Origin of the sequence: Bradyrhizobium sp. NDS-1 (assembly GCF_032918005.1) — a bacterium.
Lineage (GTDB): Bacteria > Pseudomonadota > Alphaproteobacteria > Rhizobiales > Xanthobacteraceae > Bradyrhizobium > Bradyrhizobium tunisiense.
In genome coordinates, this window is record NZ_CP136628.1 from 2,008,427 (window position 1) to 2,022,712 (window position 14,286).

Genomic DNA, 14,286 nt, shown 5'->3' on the forward strand with positions numbered 1-14,286 from the left:
CTAGTCGCCGGCCTCGGTCGGGGTGTTGCCACCAGAGCTGTTGGGCCAGACCCAGCCCTGGATCTCGGGCATGTCCTCGCCGTGCTCGCGCACATAGCGCGAATGCTCGATCAGCTTGTCGCGGAATTGCTGCTTGGCCTGCGCGGCCTTGGCTGCGAGCCCGGGCACGCGTTCGATCGCCTCGATCGCGAGGTGATAGCGGTCGAGCTCGTTGAGCACGACCATGTCGAACGGCGTCGTCGTGGTGCCTTCCTCGGCAAAACCGCGCACATGCATGCCGGCATGGTTGGTGCGGCTATAGGTCAGCCGGTGGATCAGATAGGGATAGCCGTGATAGGCGAAGACGACAGGCTTGTCCGATGTGAACAGGCTGTCGAAGTCGCGGTCGGACAGGCCGTGCGGATGCTGATTCTTCGGCTGCAGGGTCATGAGGTCGACGACGTTGACGACGCGGATCTTCAGGTCCGGCAGCGCCTTGCGCAGCAGGTCGACGGCGGCGAGCGTTTCCAGCGTCGGCACGTCGCCGGCGCAGGCCATGACCACATCGGGCTCCTGGCCTGCATCTTCCGTCCCCGCCCAGGTCCAGATGCCGATACCGGCATCGCAATGCGTGGCAGCTTCCTGCATCGAGAGCCATTGCGGCGCCGGCTGCTTGCCGGCGACGATCACGTTGACGCGGTTGTAGGTGCGCAGGCAGTGGTCGGCGATCCACAGCAGCGTGTTGGCATCAGGCGGGAAGTAAATGCGGACGATATCGGCCTTCTTGTTGGCGACGAGATCGACGAAGCCGGGGTCCTGATGGCTGAAGCCGTTATGGTCCTGACGCCAGACATGCGAGGTCAAGAGGTAATTGAGCGAGGCGATCGGACGCCGCCACGGCAGCTCCCGCGTCACCTTCAGCCATTTGGCATGCTGGTTGAACATGGAATCGACGATGTGGATGAAGGCCTCGTAACACGAGAAGAAGCCGTGCCGGCCGGTCAGCAGATAGCCCTCGAGCCAGCCCTGGCAGAGATGCTCGCTCAGCACCTCCATGACGCGGCCGTCTTGCGCCAGATGCACGTCGTAGGGTTCGATCGGCTCCATCCAGACGCGCTCGGTTTCCTCGAACACCGCGTCCAGGCGGTTTGACGCGGTCTCGTCCGGTCCCATGATGCGGAAGTTGCGTTCCTTCGCGTTGAGGCGGATGACGTCGCGCAAGAATTTGCCGAGCTCACGCGTCGCTTCGGCCACGACGCCGCGCTGCGGCACCTCGATTGCGAAGTTCCGGAAGTCCGGCAGCTTCAGCTCTTTCTTCAGGAGGCCGCCATTGGCATGCGGATTGGCGCCCATGCGGCGAAGGCCTTCGGGCGCCAGCGCCTGAAGCTCGGGGACGAGGGCACCGCTCGCGTCGAACAGTTTTTCCGGCTCGTAGCTGCGCATCCAGTCTTCGAGCACTTTGAGATGCGCCGGGTTTTCACGGCAGCCTGCGACGGGCACCTGGTGCGCGCGCCAAAAGCCCTCGACCTTCTTGCCGTCGACCTCTTTCGGACCGGTCCAACCCTTCGGGCTGCGCAGCACGATCATCGGCCAGCGCGGCCGCTCCACGCTTGCGCGCCCGTCCCGTGCGTGCTGCTGAATCGAGCGGATGCTGGCGAGCGCGACGTCGAGCGCGTCCGCCATGGCCTGGTGCATCAGTTTGGGATCATGACCCTCGACGAACAGCGGCTCGTGGCCGAATCCGCGGAAGAGATCACGGATCTCTTCGTCCCGCATCCGCCCGAGCACGGTTGGATTGGCGATCTTGTAGCCGTTGAGGTGCAGGATCGGCAGCACCGCGCCGTCATGGGCCGGGTTGAGGAACTTGTTGGAGTGCCAGGACGCGGCCAACGGTCCGGTCTCGGCCTCGCCGTCTCCGACCACGCAGGCAACGATCAAATCAGGATTGTCCAGGGCCGCGCCATAGGCATGCACCAGCGCGTAACCGAGTTCGCCGCCTTCGTGGATCGAGCCCGGCGTTTCCGGCGCCGCATGGCTCGGAATGCCGCCCGGGAAGGAGAACTGCCTGAACAGCTTGCGCATGCCGTCCACATCGCGCGCGATATCAGGATAGATCTCGCTGTAGCTGCCTTCCAGATAGGTGTTGGCGACCATGCCCGGCCCGCCATGGCCGGGGCCGCAGACATAGAGCACGCTCACATCAAGTGCGCGAATGACGCGGTTGAGATGGGCGTAGATGAAGTTCAGGCCGGGCGTTGTACCCCAATGGCCAAGCAAACGCGGCTTGATGTGCTCGGGCCGCAGGGGCTCGCGCAGCAGCGGATTGTCGAGCAGGTAGATCTGCCCGACGGAGAGGTAGTTCGCGGCGCGCCAGTAGCGGTCGAGGAGATCGAGGTCGCTGCTCAAGGAGGCCGATTGTCGTTGATTTGTCATGTTCGTGCTGACCTTCACCCGGCGATCGTCACCAACATTGTTCCGCGGTGATTGATCCCTGACCGGCATCAGACGAGATCGTGATGACCGGGGTGTTGCGTGAGGTCAAAGGATCGCGCCCGAAAATTGGGCGGCACTTTGCATGGGGTTGTTTTTCAGTTTTTCGTTTGTGTTCTTGATTTGTTCCTTTGGCGTGCTATCTTGCCCTCATGAGTCCAGCAGCATCCTCTCATGCTCTCAAGCACCCGCCGGTCACGGCGCCCTCCGAGCCGGCGGGTGCGGACTCTGATTTTCCCGAGCTCGGCGTCGCCATCGACCGCGCGCGCAGGCGGGGGCGGGGTGCGCAGTCCAACGCCAGCGGCCGCTATGAGGCCGAGGCGCGCGTCGCCTTCGACGACGGCTGGCAGAGCCTCGAAGAGCTGCCGCCGTTCAAGACCAGCGTCGGCATCGACACGTCGCGCAAGGTGATCACCCGCAACGACAGCCCCGATATCGGCTTCGACCGTTCGATCAATCCCTATCGCGGCTGCGAGCACGGCTGCGTCTACTGCTTCGCGAGGCCGACCCATGCCTATCTCGGCCTGTCGCCCGGGCTCGACTTCGAGTCAAAACTGTTCGTCAAGCCCGAGGCGCCGGCGCTGCTGGAGAAAGAGCTCGCCGCGACCGGCTACGAGCCGCGGATGATCGCGATCGGCACCAACACCGATCCCTATCAGCCGATCGAGCGCGAGCGGAAAATCATGCGCGGCATCCTCGAAGTGCTGGAGCGTGCCGGGCATCCCGTCGGCATCGTCACCAAGTCGGCGCTGGTGGTGCGCGATATCGACATTCTCGCGCGGATGGCAAAGCGCAACCTCGCCAAGGTCGCGATCTCGGTCACCTCGCTCGATCCAGGACTGGCGCGCACCATGGAGCCGAGGGCCGCGACGCCGCCGAAGCGGCTGGAGGCGCTGAAGCAGCTTTCGGACGCCGGCATTCCGACCACGGTGATGGTCGCGCCCGTGATCCCCGCGCTGAACGATGCAGAGATCGAGCGCATTCTCGATGCCGCCGCCCATGCCGGCGTCAAGGAAGCCTCTTATGTGCTGCTGCGGCTGCCGCTGGAGGTGCGCGATCTCTTCCGCGAATGGCTGATGGCCAACTACCCGGATCGTTATCGCCACGTCTTCACGCTGATCCGCGACATGCGCGGCGGGCGCGACTACGACGCGAAATGGGGTGAGCGGATGAAGGGCACGGGACCGATGGCGTGGACCATCGGCCGCCGCTTCGAGATCGCCTGCGACAGGCTTGGCCTCAACAAACGGCGCTCGAAGCTGACGACGGATCATTTTGCGCGGCCGAAGCGGAACGGCGATCAGCTCAGCCTGTTCTGAACGGAATGAAAGAGGCGCAGCATGAGTAAGGAAGTTCCGCCCCCGGTGCCCCGGCTCACCGTCGTCACCCTCGGCGTCAGCGACATCCGCGCCAGCATCGCCTTCTACGACGCGCTCGGTTTCTCGCGGCGGCTGAAGGCGACCGGCGAGGCCGTCGCCTTCTACGATACTGGTGGTCCGGTGATTGCCCTGTATCCCTGGGATCAGCTCGCTGCCGACGCGGCGTTGCCGGACCAGCCGAGGCCGTCGACCTTTCGTGGCATGACGCTCGCCTGGAACTGTCGGACGCGCGAGGAGGTCGATGCGGTGCTGGCGTTCGCCCTCGGCAAGGGGGCCAGCTTGTTGAAGGCCGCGCACGAGACCGATTACGGCGGCTATTCCGGCTATTTCACGGACCCCGACGGCCATCCCTGGGAGGTCGTGGTGGCGCCGGGCATCGATGTCGGCGAGGACCGGCGGGTGCATCTGGCGGAGTAGGGCGATCTGAATAACGGGAATTGTCCGGGGTTCCCGGTTGCGCTGGCCAGGCCGCTTGCGCACGATCCCGGCCATGATTCGGGACAAGTCAGCCAAGAAGCCGGCCAAGGGCGCGCCAAAGCAGGATGCCGCGAAGAAGGCAGCGCCTGCCCGGGCGGCCAAAGCCGCCGAGGCAAAGGCTTCGACGGGCAAGGGTGCGGGCAAGAAAGGCGTCATCGCGATTGCTCCGCCGAGCTTCCGCCGCGAGCGTGCGCTGATCAAGCGCGGTGTCTGGCCGGTCGCCGGCTGCGACGAAGCCGGGCGCGGACCGCTGGCAGGTCCAGTGGTGGCGGCCGCCGTCATTCTCGATCCGAACCGCATCCCGCGCGGTATCGACGATTCCAAGCGCCTGACGGCGGAGGAACGCGAAAAGCTGTTCGACAAGATCTGCGCCACCGCGCAGGTTTCGGTTGCCGTCGCCTCGCCCTCACGGATCGACCGCGACAACATCCTGCGCGCCTCGCTGTGGGCGCTGAAGCGTGCGGTGGTGGCGCTGCCAGAGACGCCCAGGCATGTCTTCGTCGACGGCCGCGACCGGCTCGACACGGAATGCGACTGCGAAGCCGTGATCGGCGGCGACGGCATCGTGCTGTCGATTGCCGCGGCGTCCATCGTCGCCAAGGTTACCCGTGACCGGCTGATGTGTGCATTGGCACAGGACTGCCCGGGCTACGGCTTTGAGCAGCACAAGGGCTACGCCGTGCCGGAGCATCTCGACGCACTCGACCGTCTCGGCCCTTCGATCCACCACCGCACCTTCTTCGCTCCCGTAGCGGCGGCGCGTGCCAAGCACATGCCCTGGACGGTCGAGCCGGTGCGGGATCTGTTCTCGGTCACCGAGGTCGAGGTGCAGGTGGAAGCGGCCGTCGAGCTCGACGCACCGGCAAGTCTCTAGATGCCTAACCCAGCCTCTCATGGCCGGGCATGACGGGCAGACCGAAGTTGCCACAGCGCGTCACGCCCCTTATCAAAGTAGCCGTCAGCGAATAGGGCCGGCTGGACGGGTTGGCTGCATCTGTCGGGCATTGCATGCGGTTTACCTCCCTGGTTATCGAGCTCATTCGCGCCCGGCCGCGGCTGATCGTCTGGATCGCCGTGCTGCTCCAGGCCGGGATGTGGCTGTTCGTGGCGCTGGTGTTCTACCGCAGCCCGCCGGGTGCCCTCGCGACGCTGCTGGCTTTCGGACGCGAATACCAGGTCGGCACTGACCTTGGTCCACCCTTGCCGCTTTGGCTCGCCGACATCGCCTATCGCGCCGCCGGCGGCCACATGTTCGGCGTCTATGTGCTGGCCCAGCTCTGCGAGATCGCGACCTTCATCGCGCTCTATCATCTCTCCCGCGCCGTGGTCGGCTCGCAGCAGGCGGTGCTCGCCGTGCTCTTGACGATGACCGTGCTTGCCTTCTCCTCGTCGGCGCTCGACTTCGGCCCGCTTATCCTGGCCAGGCCGCTCTGGGCGCTGCTGCTGCTGCATTCCTGGCAAATCATCGGCCAGCGCCGCGGCAATGCCTGGTTTGCCTGGTCCATCGAAGCCGGTCTCCTGTTGCTGACGACGCCCGCGGCGATCTTCCTGCTGTTGCTGCTCGTCGTGTTCGCGGTCTCGACCGCAGGCGGCCGCCGGACGCTGCGCGCGCTCGATCCGTTGTTTGCGCTGATCGTCGTGGCGGTTCTGGCGCTGCCCTATGCGGTCTGGCTGATCCGGGCCGAGACGCTTGCGATGCCGGCCCTGCCGCAAATGACCGAGCTGAGTGCCCGCGCCCTGCACGCGGCCTGGCTGCTCGGCGGCCTCGTGCTCGGGGCTGCCGCGATCCCGGCGCTGACCTTCCTCAACACCGGCCTGTTCGCCACCAAGGGCGAGGAGCCGCCGATCATCTTTCGGCCGCCGGTTGCGCCGCTCGCGCGCAACTTCGTCTATTTCTTCGCGCTCGCCCCCATGCTGGGCGCAACGCTGATCTCCGGCCTGCTCGGGCTCGATACCGTCGTCGGTGGCGCCGGCGTCGTGCTGGTCATGTCCGGGCTTGCCGTGGTCGTCACCGCCGGCGATCTCATTGCCATGCGCCGCACGCGGATGCTGCGCATGGTGTGGGCCGCGGCCGTCGTGGCGCCCGCGGTCGGCGTCGTGCTCGCCGTCCTGCTCCTGCCCTGGACCGGGACAAGCGAGATCGCGACCTCGATGCCGGCGCGTGCGATCTCGGATTTCTTCGACGAGAGCTTTACCCGCCGCACCAACCATCGCCTGCGCGCTGTCGCCGGCGAGACCCAGCTTGCGAGCCTGATCACGCTGCATTCCGGCCGGCCGCATCTGTTCATCGACGCCGACCCCGCGCGGACGCCGTGGATGAATCAGGCCAAGTTCAGCGAGACCGGCGGCGTCGTGGTCTGGCGCGCCTCCGATACCGCCGGCACGCCGCCGCCCGACATCCTCAAGCGCTTTCCCGGCATCGTGCCGGAAGTGCCGCGCGCCTTCGAATGGCTGGTGACGGGTCGGCAGCAATTGCTGCGGATCGGCTGGGCCATCGTGCGGCCGAAGGGAACGTGAGAAAGCACGCGCGCTCTTTCCGTCGTCATTGCGAGGAGCCCTTGCGACGAAGCAATCCAGGATCTTTCCGCGGAGACAGTCTGGATTGCTTCGCTGCGCTCGCAATGACGGGGAGAGAGCGTTCCGTCCCTCACACCACCGCCAGCGCCTTCGCGATCGCGCGCAGATCCTGCCAGGCCAGCCTCTTGTACGACGGCGAGCGCAACAGATACGCCGGATGGAACGTCGGCAGCGCGCGGATGGTGCGCTGGCCCGTCTCGTAGTCGAACCAGCGCCCGCGGGTGCGCATGATGCCCTCGCGCGTTCCCAGCAATGTCTGCGTCGACGGGTTGCCGAGCGTCACCAGCACGTCGGGATTCACCAGCTCGATCTGGCGCTGGATGAAGGGCAGGCACACTTGCGTCTCCTGCGGCGTCGGCGTGCGGTTGCCGGGTGGCCGCCAGGGGATCACGTTGGCGATATAGGCGGTGCTGCGGTTGAGGCCGATCGCGCCGATCATGAGGTCGAGCAGCTTGCCGCTGCGCCCGACGAAGGGCAGTCCCTCGATGTCCTCGTCGCGCCCCGGCGCCTCGCCGACGAACATGATGCGCGCCTGCGGATTGCCGTCGGCGAACACCAGCCGCGTCGCCGTGTGCTTCAGCGCGCAGCCCTCGAAGCTTTGCATCAACTCGCGCAGCGCCTCCAGCGTCGGCGCGGTGCGCGCGGCCTCGCGGGCCGACGCGATCGCGACGTCGGGGGCGGGAGCGGTCTCGCCCCTCATGACCGCCGGCGCGGCCGGCCGCGGCGCCTCGACCGGCGGTGCGACGCGCGGGGTTGGCGGTGGGGCAGCCAATTCCGCCAGGCGGTCGATCGGGTCCTCCGCGAGCGCGCAATCGACCCCAGCCTCCAGATAGAAGGCGAGAAGCTCGCGGACGGTGGGTGCGGGTTCGGGTATCATGAGAAAGTCTGACTATTAGTTCAGTTTAAGGCGCCTTGCATCCCAGCGGAACGCATTTCCGTGGTTGTCCTACCCGGAAAAATCGGAAACAAGAGGGCGCAAATGACCAAGGACCGTCTCAAGGGCTGAGATCAGATGAGCACCGAAGAACTTCCTCCGCGCGAATCCATGGAATTCGACGTCGTCATCGTCGGTGCCGGCCCCTCGGGCCTGTCCGCCGCGATCCGGCTGAAGCAGCTCAATGCCGATCTCAACGTCGTCGTCGTGGAGAAGGGCTCCGAGGTCGGCGCGCATATTCTCTCGGGTGCCGTGATCGATCCGGCCGGCCTCGACAAGCTGATCCCGGACTGGCGCGAGGATTCCGACTGCCCGCTGAAGACGCAGGTGAAGGACGACCGCTTCTATTGGATGACGGCCGGCGGCGCGATCAAGTTGCCGAACTTCATGATGCCGCCGCTGATGAACAATCATCACTGCTACATCGGCTCGCTCGGCAATGTCTGCCGCTGGCTGGCGCGAAAGGCCGAGGCGCTCGGCGTCGAGATCTATCCGGGCTTTGCCGCTGCCGAAGTGCTCTATGACGAGGAGGGCAGGGTCAGGGGCATCGCCACCGGCGATATGGGCATCGGCCGCGACGGCAAGCCGAAGGACTCCTTCACCCGCGGCATGGAATTGCTCGGCAAGTACACGCTGTTCGCCGAGGGCGCCCGCGGCAGCCTGACCAAGCAGCTCATCGCGAAGTTCGCGCTGGATGCCAAGAGCGAGCCGGCGAAGTTCGGCATCGGCCTCAAGGAAGTCTGGCAGATCGATCCGGCGAAGCATCAAAAGGGGTTGATCCAGCATTCCTTCGGCTGGCCGCTCGACATGAAGACCGGCGGCGGCTCCTTCCTCTATCATTACGACGACAATCTCGTCGCCGTCGGCTTCGTCGTGCATCTGAACTACGACGATCCCTATCTGTCGCCGTTCGACGAGTTCCAACGCTTCAAGACCCATGCCTCGATCCGCGGCACCTTCGAGGGCGCCAAGCGGCTCGCTTACGGTGCGCGCGCCATCACCGAGGGCGGTTATCAGTCGGTGCCGAAGCTCAGCTTCCCCGGCGGCGCGCTGATCGGCTGCGCGGCCGGCTTTGTCAACGTGCCGCGCATCAAGGGCGTGCACAATGCGATGGGCACCGGCATGCTCGCAGCCGAGCACGTCGCGGCAGCGCTCGCCGCCGATCGCGCCAATGACGAGCTGGTCGAGTACGAGAACGCCTGGCGCTCGTCCTCCGTTGGCAAGGACCTGTTCCTGGTGCGCAACGTCAAGCCGCTGTGGTCGAAGTTCGGCACCGTGCTCGGTGTCGCGCTCGGTGGCCTCGACATGTGGTGCAACACGCTGTTCGGCGCCTCACCGTTCGGGACCCAGTCGCATGCCAAGCCCGATCGCGCCACGCTCGATCCGGCCAGGCAGCATGCCCCGAAAAACTACCCGAAGCCGGACGGCAAGATCTCGTTCGACAAGCTGTCCTCGGTGTTCCTGTCCAACACCAATCACGAGGAGGACCAGCCGGTCCATCTCAAGGTCACGGACATGAACCTGCAGAAGACTTCCGAGCACGACGTGTTCGCCGGTCCTTCGAATCGCTATTGCCCGGCCGGCGTCTATGAGTGGGTCGAGGAGGGATCGAGCCCGCGATTCCAGATCAACGCGCAGAACTGCGTCCACTGCAAAACCTGCGACGTGAAGGATCCCAACGGTAACATCACCTGGGTTCCTCCGGAGGGCGGCGGCGGCCCGAACTACGAGGCGATGTAGGCCTGACGCCAAAGGTGATCGGGCGCACGTTCGCGTGAGGAGGGGGCCGCGACCACCGGTCGCGGCCACGATAAGGCCATAGTAGCGGCGTCTTGGGGCTGCTCCGGACCGGTTACCTGGCCGATTTGGGCCGTGTGGAGGGGATCGTCCGGCCCGAATCCTTGCGGCGAAGCGCCAAAAGCGGCATTGTTGGCCCGACGGTTCCGGGTCCCGATGCCACCGGCCGCGTTCGCATGCGAAACGGCCTTCTGCTGCAAACCCAGGCACTACCAACTCAAGGCGAGCCCTGATGTTTTCAAATCGTTTCAACCGCTGGACCGTTGCCGCCATCGCCCTCGTGGGCACAGCGATCGCGACCGTCCCGGGCAGCGTCTCGGCGCAGACGCCGGATCACCCGGAGAACACGGCGGCGCAGTTTCCGACCCGAAACGATCTGAAGTCGCTCACCGGTGCCGGCAGCTATCTCGCCGCCCGCCACGCCAGCGTCGAGCGCGACGCCGCCTCCGCCGCTGCGTTCTACCGCTCGGCGCTGCGCACCGATCCGAAGAACAACGAGCTGCTCGACCGCGCCTTCATCTCGTCGGTCGCCGACGGGGACATCGACGAGGCGGTCAAGCTCGCCGAGCGCGTCCTCGCCATCGACAAGACCAATCGCGTCGCGCGTCTCGTCGTCGGCGTGCATGATCTCAAGGTGAAGAAATACGCGGCCGCGCAGACCAACATCAACCAGTCGATCCGCGGTCCGATTACCGATCTCGTCGCCACGCTGCTGTCGGGTTGGGCTGCCTACGGTGCGGGCGACGCCAAGGGCGGTGTCGCCACCATCGACAAGCTGGCGGGTCCCGAATGGTATCCGCTGTTCAAGGACCTTCATGCCGGCATGATCCTCGAGCTCTCCGGCAAGGAGAAGGACGCCGGCACCCGCTTCGAGCGCGCCTACAAGCTCGATGATTCCATGCTGCGGGTGACCGAGGCCTATGCGCGCTGGCTGTCGCGCAACAAGGAATCCGCCGCGGCGACCACCGTCTATCAGGCCTTCGACAAGAAGCTCGCCCGCCATCCGCTAATCCAGGAAGGCCTGCGCGAGACCAAAGCCGGCAAGAAAATGGCGCCGCTGGTCGATTCCGCCCAGGCCGGCGCCGCCGAAGCGCTCTACGGTATCGGCGCCACGCTGACCCGCCGCGGCGGCGAGGATCTGGCGCTGGTCTATCTCCAGCTCTCGCTCTACCTCCAGCCGACGCATCCGCTGGCGCTGCTTTCGCTCGCCGATCTCTACGAATCGGTGAAGCGGCCGCAGATGGCGATCAAGGTGTATGAGCGTGTGCCGTCGAGCTCGCCGCTCAAGCGCAACGCGCAGATCCAGCTCGCCATTGATCTGGATTCCGCCGACCGCACCGACGAGGCGATCAAGATCCTCAAGGGTGTCACCACGGAGGATGCCAAGGACCTCGAAGCCATCATGGCGCTCGGCAACATCCAGCGCGGCCGCAAGAAGTTCGGCGACTGCGGCGCGACCTATTCGCAAGGCATCGACGTGCTGCCGGCCGGCAACGACAAGGCCAACAGCGTCTGGTATTACTATCGCGGCATCTGCGAGGAGCGCTCCAAGCAGTGGGCCAAGGCCGAGGCCGACATGAAGAAGGCGCTCGAGCTGCAGCCCGATCAGCCCCACGTCCTCAACTATCTCGGCTATTCCTGGATCGACCAGGGCGTGAACCTCAGCGAAGGCATGAAGATGATCAAGCGCGCCGTCGAGCAGCGTCCCGACGACGGCTACATCGTCGATTCCCTCGGCTGGGCCTATTACCGCATCGGCAATTACGAGGAAGCGGTGAAGAATCTCGAGCGCGCGATCGACCTCAAGCCCGAGGATCCCACCATCAACGATCACCTTGGCGATGCCTATTGGCGCGTCGGCCGCACGCTGGAAGCCAAATTCCAGTGGTCGCACGCCCGGGATCTCAAGCCGGAGCCGGAAGAGCTGCCGAAGATCGAGGCCAAGATTGCGAACGGGCTGACCGACGACAATTCGAACTCTTCGGCTGCGCAGGCGGAAAAGAAGAAGGACGACGGCAGGGGCGGCTAGGCCGTCGCATGATCCGGAAAAGTGTGTGGCGGTTTTCCGATTAGATCATGCGCGACAAACAAGTGAAGTTGGGGGCGTTCGCCGATGCCGGCGTTGATTGAAGAAGGACGGGCGAAGGTCAATCTCAGCCTTCGCGTCGTCGGCCGTCGTGCCGATGGCTATCATGATCTCGAAAGCGTGGTCGCGTTTGCCGACTGCGCCGACCGGCTCACGCTGGAGCCGGGCGGCGAGCTGAAGCTCGCCACCACTGGGCCGCTGGCCGCGGCCTGCGGCGATACCGCCGACAATCTCGTGCTCAAGGCCGCCAAGCTTCTGGCCGAGGCGGTGCCCGGCCTGAAGCTGGGCGCCTTCGCCCTCGACAAGGTACTGCCGGTTGCTGCCGGCATTGGCGGCGGCTCGGCCGACGCCGCGGCGGCGCTGCGGCTGCTCGCCCGTCTCAACGATCTGTCGCTCGATGATCCCCGACTGCAAATGGTCGCGCTCGCGACCGGCGCCGATGTGCCGGTGTGCCTCGTCTCGCGCGCCTGCGACATGACCGGCGTCGGCGAGCAGCTGCTGCCGCTCGCGCTGCCAAGCATGCCTTGCGTGATGGTCAATCCGCGCGTGCCCGTCGCCACCAAGGACGTGTTCCAGGCGCTGGGCCTGCGCAACGGCGAACTGCTGGTTGGCGTGACCGACGTCATCCGCGCTCCGGCCTGGTCGGACGAGGGGGCCTCCATCACCGATTGGGTCGATGTGCTCGAAACCGTGGCCAACGATCTCGAAGCACCTGCGCTGCGTATCCAACCTGTCATCGGCGACGTGCTGGAAGCCCTGCGCTCTTCCGCCGGCGTCAAGCTCGCCCGCATGTCCGGCTCGGGCGCGACGTGCTTTGCGATCTATGGCTCGGCCGCCGATGCGCACGCCGCCGCCGAAAAGATCCGGCGCGACCACTCCGGCTGGTGGGTGCATGCGGGGACGTTGAGCTAATCCAGCGCTTCGTCAAAGACGCTGCCGTAGGGTGGGCAAAGCGACTTGTCCCGCCGTAGCTCGAAGAGCGAAGGCGGAAGCGTGCCCACCACTTCCAAGAACGTGGGCACGGCGCTGTCGTGCCTTCGCCCACCCTACGGCAGTTGAGCTAGCCGCATTCCTCGGGCAATCCCAGGAATCGCTGGATCTCGCCCAACACCTCCTGCGGCTTGTCGTGCTGCAGCCAGTGCCCGGCGCCGGCGATGGTCTCGACGCGTGCTTGCGGGAAATAACGCTCCAGGCCCGCGGCCCTGGCCCCGGCGAGAAAACTTTCACCGGCATTGAGCAACAGCGTCGGGCAGGCGATGCGCGCCCACAGCGCGACGTGATCGTCAGGCCAGAGCCGGTGCGGCGCCGAGGCGCGCTGATAGGGATCGAACTTCCAGCTATAGGTGCCATCCTCATTCTGCCTCGCGCCGTGCGTGGCGAGATGCAGCGCGAGGTCGCGGGACAGGCGCTTGTTGTGAAGGACCATCTGCGCCGCCGCGTTCTCGAGGGTCGCGTAGCGGCGGGGTGTACGGTCATGCAGCTTGTCGAGCTGGCCGACCCATTTGCTGATGCGCTCGTGCGTCGGGGCCTTCGGCGTATCCGGTAACATGGTCACGCCGTCGAGCACGACCAGCTTCGAGACCTTTTCTGGGAATGATCCTGAAAAGATCAGGCTCACCATGCCGCCCATCGAGTGCCCGACGAGAGTCACCTGAGGCGCTGCGACAACGCGGATGAGCTGGGCGAGATCGTAGACATATTCGGTCAGCGCGTAGCTGCCGCCCCTGGTCCATTCGGAATCGCCGTGGCCGCGCAGATCGGGCGCGAGCACGCGGAAATGCGGCTGCAACGACCGGGCAATGACGTCCCAGCTACGGCAGTGATCGCGGCCGCCATGGACCAGAATGAGAGGCGGCGCGCTCTCATTGCCCCAATCGGCGTAATGCAGCCGCAGGCCGTGCGATTCATAGAAGCGGTCCTGCGGGGTGCTATCCATTCGCCGGCCGCCGCGCCAATGCCAGCGAGAGGCCGAGACCTGCGATGAAGACGCCGGAGCCCTGCGTGAGCCGCCGCATCAGATGCGGACGTCCAACAAGCTGAGTGCGCGTCGCGGAGGCCATCAACACCACGGCGACATCGGCGAGCGTGTTCAACGCCACCGAGATCGCACCCAACATGATGAATTGCAGCGTGATGTTGGATCCCGTGGGATCGAGGAACTGCGGAATGAAGGCGAGGAAGAACGCGGCGGTCTTCGGGTTCAGCGCCTCGACGAGCACGCCGTCGCGAAACGCGCGCTTGTCGCCGACAGATTCGCTCTCGAAGGACAGCGTGCGGCTGGCGCCGCGAAACGTCTTGATGCCAAGCCAGACCAGATAAAGCGCGCCGACGAACTTCACCGCGGCAAACAGCTCGGCGCTGGCAAGGATGATCGCGGAGATGCCGAGGCTGCCCGCCAGCACATGAACCAGCCCGCCCAGCGCTGTGCCGGCGGTCGAGGCGAAACCGCTGGCACGTCCTTCGGACAGGGTCCGCGCTGCGACGTAGAAGATACCCGGGCCGGGAACGGCGGCAATCAGCAAGGCTGCGGCCAGGAACAGCCAGAAGTTCGTTTCGCTCATATTTCG

The 14,286-nt window shown here is 65.6% G+C and carries 11 protein-coding genes; 7 read left to right on the forward strand and 4 right to left on the reverse strand.

The annotated features are described in order from the left end of the window. Positions 1–2,412 carry a phosphoketolase gene (locus tag RX330_RS09510; protein ID WP_317242825.1) on the reverse strand — a complete coding sequence of 804 codons (2,412 nt, stop codon included), beginning with the start codon at positions 2,410–2,412 and terminating at the stop codon, positions 1–3. A gap of 209 nt (positions 2,413–2,621) precedes the next feature. On the opposite strand from RX330_RS09510, the gene RX330_RS09515 reads away from it, so the two are divergent. From RX330_RS09515 to RX330_RS09530, 4 genes are all read left to right on the forward strand, one after another. After that, positions 2,622–3,788: a PA0069 family radical SAM protein gene (locus tag RX330_RS09515; RefSeq protein ID WP_212089371.1), complete on the forward strand. Its 1,167-nt coding sequence runs from the start codon at positions 2,622–2,624 to the stop codon at positions 3,786–3,788. Positions 3,789–3,809: 21 nt separating this feature from the next. Beyond that, the gene (locus RX330_RS09520) at positions 3,810–4,265 is read left to right on the forward strand and encodes a VOC family protein (protein WP_317242826.1); all 456 of its coding nucleotides are present in this window, start codon (positions 3,810–3,812) and stop codon (positions 4,263–4,265) included. Positions 4,266–4,338: 73 nt separating this feature from the next. Beyond that, positions 4,339–5,199 (forward strand): ribonuclease HII, encoded by an 861-nt coding sequence (locus RX330_RS09525; RefSeq protein ID WP_317242827.1) that lies wholly within the window; start codon positions 4,339–4,341, stop codon positions 5,197–5,199. Between the two features lie 134 nt (positions 5,200–5,333). Beyond that, the gene (locus tag RX330_RS09530) at positions 5,334–6,842 is read left to right on the forward strand and encodes a glycosyltransferase family 39 protein (protein ID WP_317242828.1); all 1,509 of its coding nucleotides are present in this window, start codon (positions 5,334–5,336) and stop codon (positions 6,840–6,842) included. 130 nt (positions 6,843–6,972) lie between these two features. On the opposite strand, the gene RX330_RS09535 is transcribed toward RX330_RS09530, so the two are convergent. Further along, complete coding sequence (locus RX330_RS09535; protein WP_317242829.1) at positions 6,973–7,779, reverse strand: uracil-DNA glycosylase family protein; 807 nt, start codon at positions 7,777–7,779, stop codon at positions 6,973–6,975. Positions 7,780–7,914: 135 nt separating this feature from the next. On the opposite strand from RX330_RS09535, the gene RX330_RS09540 reads away from it, so the two are divergent. The 3 genes from RX330_RS09540 (at position 7,915) to RX330_RS09550 (ending at position 12,631) form a co-directional block, all read left to right on the forward strand. Continuing rightward, positions 7,915–9,576, forward strand: a complete 1,662-nt coding sequence (locus RX330_RS09540) for an electron transfer flavoprotein-ubiquinone oxidoreductase (RefSeq protein ID WP_317242830.1) — start codon at positions 7,915–7,917, stop codon at positions 9,574–9,576. 289 nt (positions 9,577–9,865) lie between these two features. Then, a complete protein-coding gene (locus RX330_RS09545) occupies positions 9,866–11,662 on the forward strand; it encodes a tetratricopeptide repeat protein (RefSeq protein ID WP_317242831.1) in 1,797 nt (598 codons plus the stop codon). An 84-nt stretch (positions 11,663–11,746) separates the two neighbouring features. Beyond that, the gene (locus RX330_RS09550) at positions 11,747–12,631 is read left to right on the forward strand and encodes a 4-(cytidine 5'-diphospho)-2-C-methyl-D-erythritol kinase (RefSeq protein ID WP_317242832.1); all 885 of its coding nucleotides are present in this window, start codon (positions 11,747–11,749) and stop codon (positions 12,629–12,631) included. A 148-nt stretch (positions 12,632–12,779) separates the two neighbouring features. Here RX330_RS09550 and RX330_RS09555 read toward each other — a convergent pair whose 3' ends face one another. Together RX330_RS09555 and RX330_RS09560 are read right to left on the reverse strand one after the other, a co-directional pair. After that, complete coding sequence (locus tag RX330_RS09555; RefSeq protein WP_212089393.1) at positions 12,780–13,655, reverse strand: alpha/beta fold hydrolase; 876 nt, start codon at positions 13,653–13,655, stop codon at positions 12,780–12,782. Next, positions 13,648–14,280, reverse strand: a complete 633-nt coding sequence (locus RX330_RS09560; protein WP_212089395.1) for a LysE family translocator — start codon at positions 14,278–14,280, stop codon at positions 13,648–13,650. Before RX330_RS09560 ends, RX330_RS09555 begins: the two co-directional genes overlap by 8 nt. Positions 14,281–14,286: the final 6 nt, after the last annotated feature.

Coding starts and splice junctions, on each gene's coding strand:
- RX330_RS09510 (WP_317242825.1), bottom strand. CDS start 2,412: ATGACAAATCAACGACAATCGGCCTCCTTGAGCAGCGACCTCGATCTC.
- RX330_RS09515 (WP_212089371.1), top strand. CDS start 2,622: ATGAGTCCAGCAGCATCCTCTCATGCTCTCAAGCACCCGCCGGTCACG.
- RX330_RS09520 (WP_317242826.1), top strand. CDS start 3,810: ATGAGTAAGGAAGTTCCGCCCCCGGTGCCCCGGCTCACCGTCGTCACC.
- RX330_RS09525 (WP_317242827.1), top strand. CDS start 4,339: ATGATTCGGGACAAGTCAGCCAAGAAGCCGGCCAAGGGCGCGCCAAAG.
- RX330_RS09530 (WP_317242828.1), top strand. CDS start 5,334: ATGCGGTTTACCTCCCTGGTTATCGAGCTCATTCGCGCCCGGCCGCGG.
- RX330_RS09535 (WP_317242829.1), bottom strand. CDS start 7,779: ATGATACCCGAACCCGCACCCACCGTCCGCGAGCTTCTCGCCTTCTAT.
- RX330_RS09540 (WP_317242830.1), top strand. CDS start 7,915: ATGAGCACCGAAGAACTTCCTCCGCGCGAATCCATGGAATTCGACGTC.
- RX330_RS09545 (WP_317242831.1), top strand. CDS start 9,866: ATGTTTTCAAATCGTTTCAACCGCTGGACCGTTGCCGCCATCGCCCTC.
- RX330_RS09550 (WP_317242832.1), top strand. CDS start 11,747: ATGCCGGCGTTGATTGAAGAAGGACGGGCGAAGGTCAATCTCAGCCTT.
- RX330_RS09555 (WP_212089393.1), bottom strand. CDS start 13,655: ATGGATAGCACCCCGCAGGACCGCTTCTATGAATCGCACGGCCTGCGG.
- RX330_RS09560 (WP_212089395.1), bottom strand. CDS start 14,280: ATGAGCGAAACGAACTTCTGGCTGTTCCTGGCCGCAGCCTTGCTGATT.